The sequence below is a fragment of the Streptomyces huiliensis genome, assembly GCF_020037025.1.
Classification (GTDB): domain Bacteria; phylum Actinomycetota; class Actinomycetes; order Streptomycetales; family Streptomycetaceae; genus Streptomyces; species Streptomyces huiliensis.
The window spans coordinates 1-16,094 of record NZ_JAIQLH010000159.1 but is presented as its reverse complement, the minus strand read 5'-3'; the positions used below and the strand labels follow the sequence as shown (position 1 = coordinate 16,094).

12 protein-coding genes are annotated in these 16,094 nt (G+C 74.4%); 4 read left to right on the top strand and 8 right to left on the bottom strand.

The features are described 5' to 3' along the window. Nucleotides 1-174 precede the first annotated feature (174 nt). From JNW98_RS24275 to JNW98_RS36690, 6 genes are all read right to left on the bottom strand, one after another. Nucleotides 175-5,172, bottom strand: a complete 4,998-nt coding sequence (locus JNW98_RS24275) for a hypothetical protein (RefSeq protein WP_372459317.1) — start codon at nt 5,170-5,172, stop codon at nt 175-177. After that, nucleotides 5,165-5,968, bottom strand: coding sequence for a polysaccharide deacetylase family protein (locus tag JNW98_RS24270; protein WP_223770405.1), 804 nt, complete (start codon nt 5,966-5,968; stop codon nt 5,165-5,167). The genes JNW98_RS24275 and JNW98_RS24270 overlap by 8 nt, the downstream gene beginning before the upstream one ends. Next, nucleotides 5,965-7,029, bottom strand: a complete 1,065-nt coding sequence (locus JNW98_RS24265; protein WP_223770404.1) for a glycosyltransferase family 2 protein — start codon at nt 7,027-7,029, stop codon at nt 5,965-5,967. Before JNW98_RS24265 ends, JNW98_RS24270 begins: the two co-directional genes overlap by 4 nt. Then, nucleotides 7,026-7,895 (bottom strand): glycosyltransferase family 2 protein, encoded by an 870-nt coding sequence (locus JNW98_RS24260; protein ID WP_223770403.1) that lies wholly within the window; start codon nt 7,893-7,895, stop codon nt 7,026-7,028. The genes JNW98_RS24265 and JNW98_RS24260 overlap by 4 nt, the downstream gene beginning before the upstream one ends. Nucleotides 7,896-8,311: 416 nt before the next feature. Further along, complete coding sequence (locus JNW98_RS24255) at nt 8,312-9,406, bottom strand: GNAT family N-acetyltransferase (RefSeq protein ID WP_223770423.1); 1,095 nt, start codon at nt 9,404-9,406, stop codon at nt 8,312-8,314. Between the two features lies 1 nt (nt 9,407). Beyond that, the gene (locus tag JNW98_RS36690; RefSeq protein WP_308015658.1) at nt 9,408-9,968 is read right to left on the bottom strand and encodes a hypothetical protein; all 561 of its coding nucleotides are present in this window, start codon (nt 9,966-9,968) and stop codon (nt 9,408-9,410) included. 384 nt (nt 9,969-10,352) lie between these two features. Here JNW98_RS36690 and JNW98_RS24245 point away from each other — a divergent pair, with 384 nt between their 5' ends. Next, nucleotides 10,353-11,150, top strand: coding sequence for an SGNH/GDSL hydrolase family protein (locus JNW98_RS24245; RefSeq protein WP_223770402.1), 798 nt, complete (start codon nt 10,353-10,355; stop codon nt 11,148-11,150). Nucleotides 11,151-11,433: 283 nt separating this feature from the next. Beyond that, nucleotides 11,434-11,700, top strand: coding sequence for a hypothetical protein (locus tag JNW98_RS24240; protein ID WP_223770401.1), 267 nt, complete (start codon nt 11,434-11,436; stop codon nt 11,698-11,700). Nucleotides 11,701-11,829: 129 nt separating this feature from the next. On the opposite strand, the gene JNW98_RS24235 is transcribed toward JNW98_RS24240, so the two are convergent. Beyond that, nucleotides 11,830-12,579, bottom strand: a complete 750-nt coding sequence (locus tag JNW98_RS24235) for a GntR family transcriptional regulator (RefSeq protein ID WP_223770400.1) — start codon at nt 12,577-12,579, stop codon at nt 11,830-11,832. A 65-nt stretch (nt 12,580-12,644) separates the two neighbouring features. After that, nucleotides 12,645-13,970 (bottom strand): homogentisate 1,2-dioxygenase, encoded by a 1,326-nt coding sequence (hmgA, locus tag JNW98_RS24230; RefSeq protein WP_223770399.1) that lies wholly within the window; start codon nt 13,968-13,970, stop codon nt 12,645-12,647. 233 nt (nt 13,971-14,203) lie between these two features. On the opposite strand from hmgA, the gene JNW98_RS24225 reads away from it, so the two are divergent. Further along, nucleotides 14,204-15,622 (top strand): aldehyde dehydrogenase family protein, encoded by a 1,419-nt coding sequence (locus JNW98_RS24225; protein ID WP_223770398.1) that lies wholly within the window; start codon nt 14,204-14,206, stop codon nt 15,620-15,622. Between the two features lie 202 nt (nt 15,623-15,824). After that, a partial coding sequence (locus tag JNW98_RS24220; RefSeq protein ID WP_223770397.1) for a cbb3-type cytochrome c oxidase subunit I occupies nt 15,825-16,094 on the top strand: 270 nt, incomplete at its 3' end.

Sequence of the window (16,094 nt, the reverse complement as noted above, 5' to 3'; positions counted from 1 at the left end):
CCGATTCCTGGGGCTGACGCCCCAGACCCCCTTGTCCTCAAACGCCGGACGGGCTGGATTGTGCCTGAGGTGGCACTTTCAGCCCGTCCGGCGCTTGAGGACAACCGCGCGGAGCGCGGTTTCGGGGGTCTGGGGGCCGGCCCCCAGGAATCGGCGAAGGGGCGGGGCCGGGGCTCACGACATCGTCACCAGCCGCTGCACCAGCACCGCCACCAGAACCACCAGCAACGGCACCGCGAACCAGAAAGACCCCTGCATCCACCGCACCTGCCGGACCCCCGGCCGCATCCCCACCCGGGACAGCTCCCGGGCCGTCAGCAGGACCAGCAGGGCGAGGGCCGCGAGGCCGCCGACCAGGGACACGGGAGTCCAGGTGACGTGCGGCCCGACCGGCCCCGGCCGCGGCTCCGGCGCCACGCCGGCGGGCTTGTCGCGCAGCTCGTAGAGGGCCGCGTCGTCGTTCACGAGGACGCGCCGCAGCTCCGGCCGCCGGTCCAGAGCCTGCCGCATCCGGTGGTCCCAGCCCGCGCCGTAGCCCGCGCTGAGTTCCAGGTACGTGGACTGGCCCTGGTTGAGCATGAGGTACGAGTTCGGGCCGGCCGCGCGCAGGGCAGTGACGAGCTCCGGCGCGCCGGCCGGGTCGCGGGGCGCGAGCGTCGGCTCGTACAGGACGCGTTCCATGTCGCGGGTCCCCCACGGCATGGCGGGGGTCACGTTGTTGACGGTGTCGCTGCTCATCCACAGCAGCCTTACGGTCGGCCGGTCGTGCGCGTGGACGTAGTCCAGCGCCGCGACCTCGCCCGGGCGGACGCGTTCGAAGTCCTCGTTGCCCCAGCGTGCCACCAGGAAGCCGAAGAGCAGGACGAGGCCGGCCGTCAGCGCGCACAGCGGCGCGGCGAGCGGCCGGGGCCTGCGCGCCGCCGCCGGGAAGAGGGCGAGCGCCCCGAGGACGCAGGCCCCCGGCACGGCGAACAGGAAGACCCGCAGGGCCACTTCGCCGCCGTACGACTGCATGCCGAAGGCCAGGAACGGCACGCACGTCAGGACGGCCAGGGCCGTGTCGCCCACGCCGGCCCGGCGCCGCCGCCACCAGCCGAGCGCGGCGAGCGCGAAGACGCCTCCCGCGAGCGCCACCCGGGTGTACAGCACCAGCTTGTGCACCGGGTTGCCGCCCTCGATGCGGCCGGAGACGGACGACGAGACGTTCCCACCCAACGAGCCGACGCCGCCGAACAGTTCGTCGAAGTGGCCCGACCAGTACGGCTCCGCGAGGAACCCCACCCACACCGCCAGCAGCACGCCGCAGAGGAGGGGCAGGCCGCGCAGCGTGCAGCGGCGCACCAGCACCAGGGCGGTCAGCACGCCCAGCATGACGAAGGGCGTCAGCTGGTGGCTGACGACCGAGGCCGCGAACAGGGCGATCAGCAGCCCGAGCAGGAGGGTACGGGTCCGGCGGTCCGTCTCCTCCACCCGGCGCTCGCCGGGCAGCCGCCGGCCCGGCAGCTCGCCCGGCCAGCGGAACCAGACGAGCAGCACGGCCACGAAGAGGAGGTAGAGGACGTAGTTGAGGGACTGCGGCGAGAAGTAGTCCTGCCCGACCCAGCCGCAGAGCGCGAACAGCCACAGCGCCGTCCACTTGGCCCGCCAGTGCGCCCGCACGGCCCGCAGCAGCAGCGCCAGCGGGGCGAGGCAGAGCAGCTGGACGGCCAGCGGCCACCAGCGCAGTACCTCGGTGAGGTCCTCCACGCCGCACGCCCGCGCGGCGAACGCGGCCAGCGCGAAGAAGCCCGGCCAGCTCCAGCGCGCGTCCAGGTCGGGCGCGGCGGCGCCCGTCCGGTCGATGTAGTCCAGGAAGCCGAGGTGCTGCCAGGCCGTCGCGAAGCGGGGGCGGTCCTCGAGGACCGCCGGTACGGCGTGCAGGGACACCACCGTCGCCAGCAGCACGGCGGTGAGCAGCCAGGTGCGGGGCCGGGCGGGCACCAGCGCGGCGGCGAACGCCGCCACCAGCAGCGCCGCGCCGACGAGCGTCGCCACCGGCAGGACGGACACCAGCCCGAGCCCGCCCATCCCGTCGAGGTTCACCTCGCCGAGGGCCCGCAACGGCACCCAGTAGAGCGCGAGCGCGGCGGCCAGCAGGAGCGGGATCCCCGCTTCCGGACGCCGTAGCCACGTCTTCCAGCGGCCGGGTGCCGTCTGCTCCTCCGCCGCCTTGGCCTGCGCCTTGGCCTGCCGGCGCCACGGCGTGCCGGACAGCGTCACGGTCCGGTCGGTCTCCGCGGGCGGTGAGCCGCCGGGGCTGGCCGGGGACGGGTGCGGGTGCGGGTGCCCGAGCACGGGGGCCCGGCCGCCGGCGGCGCGAGCCGGGGTGGCCGTCGCCTCCCGCGGCCCTCGGTCGTCCGGAGGCGCGATGCCGGCCGCTCGCTCCGGCCCCGCCGGGTTCCGGACGCCGACGGCCGCTCGGTCGTCGCCGCCCTTCACCAGGCGGACCCGCGCGCCGAGGGCCTTCCGGTGCTCCCCGGGTGCCGCTTCCGCCCGCTCCCGTCGCCACGGCGTGCCCGAGAGTGTCACGGTTCCCTCGGAGCCCTGTGCCGCCTGGATTTCGTCCGCCGACGCCGCCCCTTTGGCCGCGTCGTCGGCCGCCGCGAGCCCGTCGCCGGGATCAGGGGCGTCCGGGCCCGGCGGTTCGGCGGGCGCGGCGGGGCGGGCGTCACCGGCCCACCCGCCGGCCTGGCCGTCGAGGCGCGCGCCGGCAGCAACGCTCGCGCTCGCCCCCGAACTCGCAGTCGGTTGAGCATCCCTGCTCACACCCGCGTCCGGGCTCGCACCGGGGTTCGCGCCGACGCCCGGGGCCGGCCGTGCGTCCAGGCCCGCGCCTGCGTTCGTGTGCGCGCCCGCGCTGGGATCCGTGCTTGCGCTCGCGCTCGGGCGCGCGGCGGCACCAACGCCCTTGTCCGGGCCCTCGTCCGCGCCCGCACCGGAGTGTGCGTCGGCGCCCGCGCCCGGCCGCGCGGCCAAGTCCGCGCCCGCGCCCGAACGGGGACCCGTGCCTACGCCCGCACCAGGGTCCGCGCCCGCGACAACGCCCGCGCCCGCGGCCGAGCCGACGTCCGGCCCCGCGTCCGCCCCGACGCGCCCGGACGCCCGTACCGCCGGATCGCCGCCTGCCGCCGTGCTCGTCCGCTCCTTGCGGAGGCGGACGCCGCCGCGTGCGGGCCCGGCTTTCCGGAGGTGGTGGTCGTCGGCGTTCTCCGGATTCTCCGGGTTCTCCGGTGTGTTCATGCTGTCCTGGCCCCCGTGCCCGCGTGCCGTCGTCCGGTCGTCCGTGTCCGCCGGGCGTTCGCCGGCGGTACGGGGTGGGGCGCCCGGGGGTGTCGTCACCCGGGCCGTCGCCTCCCGCCGCGCCGTCGCCTCGGCCGAGGCCCGGCCTACCGCCTCCGCCCGGCCTACCGCCCCCGCGCGGCCCGGCCCCTCCGTCCGGCCCGCCGCCTCCCCACGCCCCGCCGCCTCCGTCGCACCCCGGCCCGTGCCCTCCGCGCGGAGGGCGAGTGCCTCCGGGGAGAAGCGGACGTCCGGGCGGCGTTCGAGGTGGTCGAAGTCCAGGCGGACGCCCAGGGGGAGCGTGTCCGCGTCGAGGGCGGCGCGCAGCGCCCAGCGCGTGCCGTAGCCGCCTTCGGCCGCGCGGGCGCGGTGCCGGCGGGACGCGAGGTCCGCCAGGTCGCCGTCGGGGGCGGCCTCGGCGGCGCGCTCGGGGGAGACCGGCCGGGGGCGGGCGGGGGTGTGGAGGACGCCCCACAGCTTCACCGCCGCCACCGAGGCGATCACCGTCAGGCTGGAGATCTCCGCCACCCCGGCCCCCGTCAGGCCCATGCGGGGGAGGAGCAGCAGGGTCAGGCCCAGCACCAGGAAACACAGCAGCCCCTGGAGCCACGCGAGTCCCGCCGTGCGGCTCTGGGCGCGCAGGACGGCGAAGTAGGTCTCCATGACCACCCGCAGCAGCGCGCCCACCGCGAACCAGCGGAGCAGCGGCGTCGCCTCCGTGTAGGCGGGGCCGAAGACGCCCAGGATCCAGGGGGCGAGGACGAACAGCAGGCCGCACACCGGAAGCATGATCTTGGCCATGCGGCGCAGGGCGGCCCGGCAGTTCTCCGCCAGCCGCTCCGGGTCGTGCGAGCCCTCGACGGTCAGCGAGGCGCCCATGTTGATGGCGAGCAGGTTGACGGTCCCGCCTATGGTGGACGCGATGTAGAAGTACGCGTTCTCGGCCGAGCTGATCTGCGAGGCGACGAGCACCGGCACCAGGTAGACGACGGCCAGCGAGAACAGCGACCCGGTGTAGTCGCCGGCCAGGAAGCGGCCGATCTCGCGGGAGGACGCGGGACGCGCGGTCGCCGCGGTCGCCCGGACGTGCTCGGGGACCAGCCGGCGGAAGACCAGCCAGCCCAGCGGCAGCACCGAGACGGAGATCGACACCACCCAGGAGGCGAACACCCCCGCCCCCGGCAGCGCCGTCGCCAGCGCGATCAGCAGCGCGAGCTTGGCCGCGGAGAACGCGGTGTTCCCCACCGGCACCCACTTCGCCTGGCGCAGCCCGGTCAGCACCCCGTCCTGGAGGGTCAGCAGCGACCAGGCGACCACGGCGACGACGAACACCAGGCCGTGCCGCACCCCGTGCAGGACGTGGTACGACGGCCCCCAGAGGTCCAGGGTCAGCAGGAAGAAGCCGGCGGCCACGGCGACGACCAGCGAACTCGCCGCGTACGTACGGACCACCAGCCGGCCCGTCGTCCGGCCCGCGACCGGTATGAAGCGGGCCAGCGCGCCGGTCAGGGTGACCGCGGTGAGGCCGGCGAGCAGCTTCATGGCGGCGATGGCCGCCGAGCCCCTGCCGACCGAGTCCTCGCTGTAGTAGCGGGCGGCGACCAGCCAGAAGCCGACCCCGAGGACGGCGCTGATGCCGGTGTTGAGCATCAGGGCGAACGCGTTGCGGAACAGCGGGCTCCCGCCGCCGCCTCCACCCCCGCCGCCGCCCCTGCCGCCGCTCCCGCCCCCGCCCCGCCCCGGCAGCCTGAATCCGCGGCCCGCCGGTACCGGCGCCCGCTCCTCGGTCCGTGCGGACACGTCCCGGGCGGCGGGGCCCTGGAAGGACGTGTCCTGGGTGGACGTGTCAGCCACGCGCCTCTCTTGCCCTTCTCATCGCCTGCCGGCCCCTGCGGACGACGGCGTATCCCTTGGTCAGGGCGCGGTCGACGGCGAACAGCCGGCCGACCGCCCGGCCGTGCACCATGCGTTCGAAGTCGGCGATGCCCGTCGTCCGGCGCACGGTCACCCGGCGCACGGCGTACGGCCCCTGCCGGCGCGCGGCCAGGCCGTTGCCCACCGCCAGGGAGATCCCGAAGCCGGCCGAGCGCACCGCCTGCCGCACCCGGCGGCTGGAATACCCGTAGGGGTAGGCGAACGAAACCGGCGGCCGGCCCAGTTCCCCGGTGAGGATCTCCCGGCACCGGTCCAGCTCGAACGCCAGCCCCACGTCGGGCAGTTGATCGAGCTGCGGGTGGGTGTGGCTGTGCCCGCCGACCTCGGCGCCCGCGCCGGCCAGCTCGCGCAGCTGGTCCCAGGTGAGCATGAGGTCGAGCGCGCCCCCGGTGTCGTACGGCCCGCGCAGCCAGCCCGTGGACACGAACACCGTGGAACGGAAGCCCTGTTCGGCGAGGACGGGGAGGGCGTGCCGGTGCACGCCCTCGTAGCCGTCGTCGAAGGTGATCAGCACCGGCTTCGGCGGCAGCGGACGGCCGTCCCGCCACGCCCCGGCCAGCTCCCCGGCGGTCAGCGGGACGAAGCCGGACGCGTCCAGCAGCCGCATCTGCTCGGCGAACGCCTCCGGCGCGACGGACAGCCCGTGCGCCGCCCGGGAGGGGGAGTGCGCCACCGAGTGGTACATGAGGATCGGCACCTCGGCCGGGGCCGTCATCTCGCGCCCTCCCCGCCGGCGGGTGGTCCGGCCACCTCCGGCAGCTCGGCCACCGCGAACCGTCCGCCGCCCCGGCGCGCCCGTACCCGGCCGAGCGCGTAGCCGCCCGCCGCCGCGGCCACCCCCGCGACGATGGCCGCCGCCCGCCCGGCGCCGCCGGGCCGGCCGAGGAGCGCGTCGCGCAGCCCGCGCGCCACGCCCGCCGGAAGCACCCGGGTGGTGTAGCGGCGCTCGGTCGCGAGCCCGTCGCGCGCGCCGACGCTGTGCGCCACCAGCGCCTTCGACAGGCCCTCGGCGTACGCCCGGGTACGGAAGTAGCCGAACCGTTCCCGCTCGGCCGGGACCCGGTGGTGGATCACCGCCCGGTCGTCGATCAGCAGCACCGCCCCGGGCACCGCCCGGGTCAGCCGGATGCACAGCTCCGTCTCCTCGCAGCCCAGCGGCAGCCGGTCGCCGTCGCGGCCGATGCCGGAGGCGAAGCCGCCGACGGCCGTCAGCGCCGACCTGCGGAACGAGGCGTTGCCGCCCAGCACGTTGCGCACCTCCACCCGGCCGGGCGGCAGGCCGCGGTACGTGCAGCCCACCACCCAGTCGAACTCCTCCGGGAACCACGCCGGCCGGGCCCGCGAGGCCCAGGCCGGCGCGGTGCGCCCGCCCACCGCCATCACGCGCGGATCGGCGTACGCCCGGGCGAAGTGCAGCAGCCAGTCGCGCTCGGCCACCGCGTCGTCGTCCAGGAAGGCGACGACCTCCCCGGACGAGGCCGCGACGCCGGTGTTGCGGCCGGCGGACAGGCCGCGCGGGCCGGCGTTGGCCAGCACCCGGACGCGGCCCGCGGGACCGTCCGGCGTGCCCAGCCCGTCGTCGCCGTAGACCTTGGCCAGCCGGCGCAGCAGCGCCGGGTTGTGGTCCACGACGAGCAGGGTCTCGCGCGCCGGGTAGGACTGCGCGGCCACCGAGGCCACCGCGGCGAGGATGTCGCCCCAGCGGTCCTCGGTGTAGACGCAGATGACCACCGAGACGTCCGGCGTCGTGGTCCGCTCCGCCGGCGCTGTGCTCAAGACACCTCCCCGCGGCTCGCGGCCGGCGCGATGGCCAGCGGCCGGCGGGCCGGCCGCTTGTGCCGCCGGGAGCCGCGCTCGTGCAGGATGACCTTGAGGACCCGCAGCCCGTCGCGCACGGCCCGCAGGTTGCTGGCGCCGTGGATGCGCACGAACTCGTGGCTGGGGATCTCCTGGACCCGCAGGCCGGCCTTGACGACTCTGATGTTCATCAGCGTCTCCACCTCGAAGCCCGCGCAGTCCAGGGCGATGTCGTCCAGGACGCGCTTCCAGAAGGCGTTGTAGCCGTAGCACAGGTCCGTGTAACGGGCACCGAACTTGTGGTTGACGATCGAGCACAGGACGCGGTTGCCCAGCTTCCGGATGGGCGTCATGTCGTCCGTCCCGCCCCCGTTGGCGAACCGGGACCCCTTGGCGAAGTCCGCACCGCCCACCAGGGCCGAGACGTAGCTGACGATCTCGTTGCCGTCGGCCGAGCCGTCGGCGTCCACCATCACGATGATCTCACCCGAGCAGGCGGCGAACCCAGTGATCAGGGCGTCGCCCTTGCCCTTGCCCTGCTGCTCCACGACCTTGACGCCCGGCCAGAGCTCCCGGGCGACCTTGACGGTGTCGTCGGTGGAGTTGCCGTCGACCAGGACCACCTCGTGGATCCAGGAAGGCAGGGTCTTGAAGACGTACGGCAGGTTCTCCGCCTCGTTCATCGCGGGAATGACCACGCTGACCGGCGGTGCTATCGCGAACTGCGGTGACACCGGGCGGTACTGGGCGGGTGGTTCCTCGGGCCGGGCGGTCTCGCCGCCGGCGTCGGCCCCGGGGGCCCGGTCGTGACCCTGACCGGCCGCCGGGCGCAGGAACGAACTCATGAGTCTCTGTTTCCCTCTCGTCCGGAGGACCGCCCGCCCCCGAGCGGTCCCATGGTGTATCCGGTTCGAAAAGGGGGTCTCGCCCTGTCCGATGCGACGGGCAACCGCCGCGCGTACAGGGTGAGTTGGCGAATGGCACAGGCCGCGCGGCACGCGACTCGACACGGATCTCCCCTGCCGAGCGCGGCACCCCCTGCCGCGCCCCGCCCCGGATCCATCGCGGCGACTGGAGCCCCTCCCCGGAGCCGCAAGAACTGATGGACCGATGCGGGTAGATGTACGACGGTATTGAAGCTTGAGACTGTATGGCAAGAGGTGAGTTGGAGCCTCCTCCTTTGGTGTCCTTTGTTCCTGACGCGCCGTCGGGTGTGCGAACGCACACCCGGAGCGCCCCGGCGCATGACGTCCGCCGTGGCTCAGACGCTCCGACGCAACCGTCCCACCTGCTTGAGCAGCCGGTCGGCCGGTTCGAAGAGTTGGGGGCGCGTGACGACGGTGTTGCGCAGCGCACGAACCGGCGCACGCCGGGCCTTGTGCCCCAGTGCGACGGGGTGACGCCTCATCACCCACCCTTCCGAGACGCTGAGTTCGCGCGTCTTCAGGGAGTCCTTGTACGCCTTGCCGCCCCGCCCGAGGTCCAGATAGGCCAGCCCCTCGGCGGCGGCCCCCTCCGCCATCCGCACGTGCAGCACCAGACCGGGCGAGTACTTGGCGAACCGCGGGTCGTACGCCGGGAACCAGCACGCCAGCACCGTCCGCGACCGCAGCCCGAAGTGGGCCGCCACCGGCCGGCCACCCGCGTAGAGCACGGACAGCAGGCCGCCGCACGCGTCCGACCGGGTGTGGAAGAGCTGCTCGACCAGCCGGGAGATCCAGGGGCGCGCGAAGCGGTCGCTGCGCCCTGTTCTTCGGTACTGCGCCGACTTCCAGCCGATCAGCGTGCGCAGCACGGCCGGGTCGCGCTCGTCGTGCACGTACCGCACCCCGCCCGCGTCCCGGCCGAGCCGGCGCTCCTTCGCCAGCGTGGTGCGGGTGAACTTGGGCGACTGCTTGCGCAGCGCCGCCAGATAGGAGTCGAAGCCCTGCTCGACGTCGATGACGGGGGAGGGGAAGGCGCCGGACGCCCCCTCCTCGAAGGGCTTCTGCCCCTCCACCAGATGGTCGAACTCCCACAGCGACAGCCCGCAGGACGTCAGCAACTCCCGTGTGTCCCACTGGAATCCGGGCCGGTGCACCAGGCCCTGGGCGTCCGAGACGCCGAGGCCGATCGCCCGCCCGACCCCGAGGGCCGATCGCTGAAAAGGGAAGAAGGCCGCCGGATCCCCCTCCTCGCGGACGACCGCGATCCGCACGCCGCGCCGGCAGCGTCCGACCGCCAGCGCGAACTCCGGTGCCAGGAAAGGGTTTCCGAGCTGCGGCGAGCCGTCCTCCACCGCCCGCGTCTGCATGGCCGACCACGCCGCCCGGTCGGCCGCGCTGAGTTCACCCGGGCGGTGGACGCTGACCTCCACGTCAGCCCGTCCGGTCGCTCGTGCCACGCCCCCGGTGCCGCCAGGCGTGCGCCAGCAGGAAGAACAGCAGGCTGACCGCCGCGACCGCGGCCACCCCGCCGCGCACCGTCCAGGTGTGCAGCGCCAGCATGGCCTGGGCGGTCAGCAGGTCGACCGCGACCGCCCCGCCGGCCGCCACCACGGCACGGCTGAGCGGGTCGAGCCCGCGCAGCGCGGCGGCCACGCCGCAGGCGGGCGCCATGATCAGGAAGAAGAGGGTGAAGGGCGCACGCAGCGGCGAGCCGATGTCCAGCAGCGCCAGCGCCGCGCCCGCCCCGGCCATCGCGGCGGCCGCGCCGGCGACGACGGGCAGGGAGTCCGCGGCCGGACGGGAGAGGGGTCCGCCTCTTCCGGGGCGGCCGGGCGGCCCCGAACCGGACGGGCCCTCGGCCGGTTCCCCGCCGGGCGGTTCCCGGCCCGCGGCGCGAAGGCTGATTCCCTGAGTGCCCTCGGTGCCCTTGGTGCCGTCGGTGTCGTCGGAACCGCTGCCGTCGATACTGATGGGATCGCTGAAGCTCTGCATTGGCGACTTAGCCCCCCGAAGCGCCGGATGCCGGGCTTCAATGTCGCGCAACGGGCGAAGGCCGTCAAGACGTGAAGGACGGGCGAACAGGCTTCTGGACGGGGGGTCCGGGCACAAACGGAGCCTTGCCTCCCGGTCAACGCCGGGCAGGCCCGCGCCGTTGTCAACGCGCTTTCGGATGACGGCTGTTCGGGTGATCGTCCGGGCGTCATGTTGACCGTTCAAGTGGGGCGGCGGGCGGTCCGGGGCGGCCGTCGCGTCCACCGGCCTTCACCGAACGGCCATCGCGGTAAGGGTGTACCGCAAGTTTTGTCATGGACACTTCCGGCGACTCGGTGTCGCTGCTACCACAGGGGTGGCAGCGACCCCTGCTAGGGAGGATCCATGAAACACCGCATCACGGGTGCCGCATCGGCCGTGGCCCTCGCCCTGACCCTCGCCCTCGGCGGCACCGGTGCCGCCGAAGCCGCACAGGGAGCGACCCCCTCATACGTCGCCCTGGGCGACTCGTACGCGTCCGGCCTCGGCGCCGGCGCCTACCAGTCCTCCAGCGGCGACTGCAAACGCAGCGACAAGGCGTACCCGGCGCTGTGGGCGGCGGCGCACAGACCCGCGTCGTTCGCCTTCACCGCCTGTTCCGGCGCCCGCACCGGAGACGTCCTCGCCAAGCAGCTGACCCCCCTCACCCCCACGACGGGCCTGGTCAGCATCAGCATCGGCGGCAACGACGCCGGCTTCGGGGACGCCATGAGCACCTGCGTCCTCAACACCGACAGCGCCTGCCTGAACCGGATCGCCACCGCGAGCGCCTTCATCCGCAACGAACTGCCCGCCAAGCTCGACGCCGTCTACTCCGCCATCGGCGCCCGCTCGCCCAAGGCCCGTGTCGTCGTCCTCGGTTACCCCCGCTTCTACAAGCTGGGCGCGGTCTGCGCCGGGCTGAGCGACGCCAAGCGGAAGGCCATCAACGACGCCGCCGACCTGCTCGACACCGTCACCGCCAAGCGGGCCGCCGACCACGGCTTCGCCTTCGGCGACGTCAACGCCACCTTCGCCGGCCACGAGCTGTGCTCCGGCAGTCCGTGGCTGCACAGCGTGACGCTGCCGGTCGACGAGTCGTACCACCCGACGGCCGCCGGGCAGTCCGGCGGGTACCTGCCGGTGTTCTCGTCGGCGGCCTGAGCCGCACCGCGCACCGCCCCGGCCCCCGGTACCCCCGAGGGCCGGGGCGGTGTGGCCGACGAGCCTCCTCCGGCACGCGTGAACACACCGCGACGGAGGGTGACTTCCGCCCGTCCCGTCCCCTGTCGGGGCGTCACCGGCCCAGTACTCCGCGACAGGTTCAGGCCAGTGTCGTCAACCCCCTTGACGGGGTGGTGAATCCGTTCGCGAATGCGCGGGTGACGCGATGGGGCGATAGGGTTACCCTGCCTTGGCCGGGTGCCTCGTACGGGTGGGGAGTCTCATGGACCAGATAACAATGCGCAGCAGGCCGCGTGTGCCTGCCATCGAGTGCGGGAGCGGCGCCTCCGGCGCCCGCCTCGAACGCCATCTCGCGGTGCTCGCCGGCCCCGCCGTGCCGCAGCGCGAGACCGAGGGCGCGACCCTGCTGATGCGCGAGCTGACCTCGCGCGACCACGCGCGGGCGGGCGCCACCGGCCGCACGGCGCGGGTCTCCCTCTTCGCGCCCCTGCGCCGGCTCCGCCGGTCGCTGTTCGGCAGCCGCCCCTGACGGCTCCTCCCGGCGTTCGGCGTGCACGGCGTTCCCCAGGCTCTTCACGGCGTCCTCTAGGCTCTCCGGCTCTCCCGGTTCCCCCGGCGTTCCTCCGGCTTCCCGGCTTCCCGCGTGCCGCCCCGCGGCTCAGTGCGCCTCGACGGTCACCGTGAACGAGAAGCGGTCGCCGCGGTAGTGGATCCGGGCCACGTCCACGACCCGGCCGCTCCCGTCGTAGGTGACCCCCGTGTAGTGCAGGATCGGGCTGAGCAGCGGTACCTGGAGCAGCCGCGCGGTCTCCGGGTCGGCCAGCCGCGCCTCCACGGTGTCCGTGATCCGGCTGATGCGCACCCCGAGGGCGTCGCGCAGCACCTTGGTCATGGGCCAGCGGGTGAGGTCCCCGAGGTCGATCCGGCCGGCCAGGTCGGGGTGCACCCAGTTCTCCGCCCAGTTCACCGGCTCGTCCGTCTCCCCGTCCCGGCGCAGCCGCCGGAACGCCGTCACCTCCGCCACCCCCGGGAAGTGCTCGGCCAGCTCGCCGGGGACCGGCACGGGGCCGTGGCCGAGCACGGTGGTCCGCTCGCCCGACTGCTGGGCCACGATCGTGTCCACCGAGCCGAGCAGCCGCACCGGAGAGCCCCGCCGGGCGCTCGGCTCGATGAAGGTCCCGCGCCGCCGGTGCCGGCTGATCAGCCCCTCCTCCTCCAGCTCCTTCAGCGCCTGCCGCATGGTCAGCACGCTCACCCCGTAGTGCGCGGCGAGCGCGTCCTCGGTGGGCAGGCGCAGCGGGTCGTCCGGGCGGCGCCCGAGTATGGACGCGCGCAACGACTGCGACACCTGGTACCAGAGCGGCAGTTTGCGGTTGAGCGCCAGGGAGTCGGGGGCGAAGGTGGTCACGGAGGCTCCGGCTCTGCGGTGGTTCACGGGTGGCCCGAGGGGGTTCAGGGGCGGCCCAGGGGGACTCAGGGGCGGTAGTGCCGCTCCAGACCCTGCCACACCTCGTCGTACCCCGACTGGAGGTGTCCGGCGCTCGCCGCCTGGGCGGTGAGCGTGACCGGCCACCGGGTCTCGAACATGAAGGCCAACCCGTCGTCCACCTTGTGCGGCTTCAGCTCGGCGGCACTGGCCCGGTCGAAGGTCTCCCGGTCGGGCCCGTGCGCCGACATCATGTTGTGCAGCGACCCGCCGCCCGGCACGAAGCCCTCCGCTTTCGCGTCGTAGGCGCCCTCGATCAGGCCCATGTACTCGCTCATCACGTTGCGGTGGAAGTACGGCGGCCGGAACGTGTCCTCGCCGACCAGCCAGCGCGGCGCGAACACCACGAAGTCCACGCCCGCCAGGCCCGGGGTGTCCGACGGCGAGGTGAGCACCGTGAAGATCGACGGATCGGGGTGGTCGTAGCTGATGGTCCCGATGACGTTGAACCGGCGGAGGTCGTAGACGTACGGGACGAGGTTGCCGTGCCAGGCGACGACGTCGAGCGGCGAGTGGTCGTACACCGCCTCCCAGAGGTTGCCGCAGAACTTGTTCACCACCCGGACCGGCCCGTCGGTGTCCTCGTAGGCGGCCGCCGGGGCGAGGAAGTCCCGTGCGTTCGCGAGCCCGTTGGCGCCGATCGGGCCGAGGTCGGGCAGGGTGAACGGCTGCCCGTAGTTCTCGCAGACGTACCCGCGAGCGGTCTCGTCCAGCAGCTCCACCCGGAAGCGGACCCCCCGTGGGATCAGGGCGACGTGGCCCGGCTCGGCGCGCAGCAGGCCGAACTCGGTGCGCAGCAGCAGCCCGCCGCGCTCGGGGACGATCAGCAGCTCGCCGTCGGCGTCGCTGAAGACGCGGTCCGTCATCGAGGCGTTGGCCGCGTACAGGTGGATGGCCATGCCCGCGCGTTGCGTGGCGTCACCGTTGCCGCCCAGCGTCCACAGTCCGGCGAGGAAGTCGGTGCCCTCGGCCGGCTCCGGCAGCGGGTTCCAGCGCAGCCGGTTGGGGTCGGGGACGGTCTCGGCGAAGGGGGCGCCGCGCAGGCCGCCGTTGTCGATCCGGGTGAACGGGGGGTGGGCGGCCGACGGGCGGATCCGGTAGAGCCAGGACCGGCGGTTGTGCCGCCGCGGCTCGGTGAAGGCGCTGCCGCTCAGCTGCTCCGCGTAGAGCCCGAGGGGCGCCCGCTGGGGCGAGTTGCGCCCGTGCGGCAGCGCGCCGGGGACGGCCTCGCTGGTGTGCTCGTTGCCGAATCCCGAGGCGTAGACCAGCCCTTCGGCCGTCTTGCGCGCCCGCTCTCTGTCCGTGCCGGTCATCGTGTGCTCCCACTGCCGGAGGAATCCTCTGCAAGACCGTAGGATTCCGGGGCCCGGCGCGTCAATGGACCTTGGGCGCCGTGTTCCGCGCGACCGTCCGCGGCCGGACGGGTCAGGTCCGCCTCTTGGTGCGGACCGGAGGGCCGGTTAGGTTGGCCTTCCGTGCCGTGCCCGGCGGTTCCCACCCCGGACCCGGCATCCCACGCCCACCGCGCAACGCGAGGAGACGCCCTGTGACCGCGTATGACGGGATGTTCGTCGACGGATCCTGGCGGCCCGCCCGGGGAACCGGCCGGATCGAGGTGGTGAACCCCGCGACCGAGGAGGTCGTCGCGAGCGTCCCGGCCGGTACCGCCGAGGACGTCGACGACGCCGTACGGGCCGCCCGCGCCGCCCTGCCCGGCTGGGCCGCCACCCCGCCCGCCCGGCGCGGCGCGTACCTCACCGCCCTGGCCGACGCGCTCGCCGCCCGGCAGGAGGAGATAGCCGCCACCGTCACCACCGAGCTCGGCTCGCCCATCGGCTTCGCCCGGCGGATCCACGCCGGACTGCCGGTCGCCGTCGTCCGCTCCTACGCCGAGCTCGTCGCGGGCTTCGCCTTCGAGGAGCGGATCGGCACCTCGACCGTCCTCCACGAGCCCGCCGGCGTCGTCGGCGCCATCACCCCGTGGAACTACCCGCTCCACCAGATCGTCACCAAGGTCGCGCCCGCCCTGGCCGCCGGCTGCACGATCGTCCTCAAGCCGGCGGAGTACACCCCGCTCACCGCCCGCCTCTTCGCCGAGTGCGTGGCCGCCGCCGAGCTGCCCGCCGGGGTGTTCAACCTGGTCACCGGGTACGGACCGGAGGCCGGGCAGCCGCTGGCCGAGCACCCGGACGTCGACCTGGTCTCCTTCACCGGCTCCACCGCCGTCGGCCGCCGCATCGGCGCCCTCGCCGGCGGCGCCGTCAAGCGCGTCGCCCTCGAACTCGGCGGCAAGTCGGCCAACGTCATCCTCCCCGGCGCCGACCTCGCCCGGGCCGTCCGCGCCAACGTCGCCGACGTGATCCGCAACGCCGGCCAGTCCTGCAACGCCCTCACCCGCACCCTGGTGCACACCGACCACTACGACGAGGCCGTGGCCCTCGCCGTCGAGGCCGTCGCCGAGTACGTGCCCGGCGACCCCACGGACCCCGACCGCTGGCTCGGCCCGGTGGTCAGCGCCCGGCAGCGGGACCGGGTGCGGGACCTGCTCCGCAAGGGCGCCGAGGAGGGCGCCCGCGTCGCCGCGGGCGGCGCCGAGCCGCCCGAGGGCCAGGACAAGGGCTACTACGTGCGCCCGACCGTCCTCGCCGACGTCACCCCGGACATGACCGTCGCCCGCGAGGAGATCTTCGGCCCGGTCCTGTCCTTCCTGCGCTACCGCGACACCGAGGAGGCCCTGCGCCTCGCCAACGACAGCGAGTACGGCCTCTCCGGCGCCGTCTGGGCGGCCGACCGGGACGAGGCCGTGGCCTTCGCCCGCCGGATGGAGTGCGGCCGGGTCGACGTCAACGGCGGCGACTTCAACATCCTGGCCCCCTTCGGCGGCTGGAAGCAGTCGGGCGTGGGGCGCGAGCTCGGCGTGCACGGCCTGCTGGAGTTCCTGAAGACGAAGTCGCTCCAGCTCTGAGGGGCCGCCGGGCCGGGCGCCCCGTGCGCGTCGCCCGTCCCGGCCGCCACCACGCCCGCGAACGGCCGAATGGGCGGCCGGCCGGGACGCCGTGGCCTATCACGGTGGTGGCCACGGCCCGCACGGGCGGGCCGGCGGCGGAGGCAGCCCCGCCGGACCGCCGGCCGGCCCGCCGCCGGCGGCCACCGGCGGAAGGACGCGCATGGCGAGCACGACGACGCGGCACGAGGCACCCGAGCGGGACCCCGCCCGGGGCGTGGGAGCGGCGGCGGTCGACTGGCTCGGCACGACGGACCACAAGAAGATCGGCACCCTCTACCTGGTCACGTCGTTCGCCTTCTTCGGCATCGGCGGGATCCTCGCCCTCGTGATGCGCGCCGAGCTGGCCAGGCCCGGCCTCCAGATCGTCTCCAACGAACAGTTCAACCAGGCGTTCACCATGCACGGCGCCATCATGCTGCTGATGTTCGCG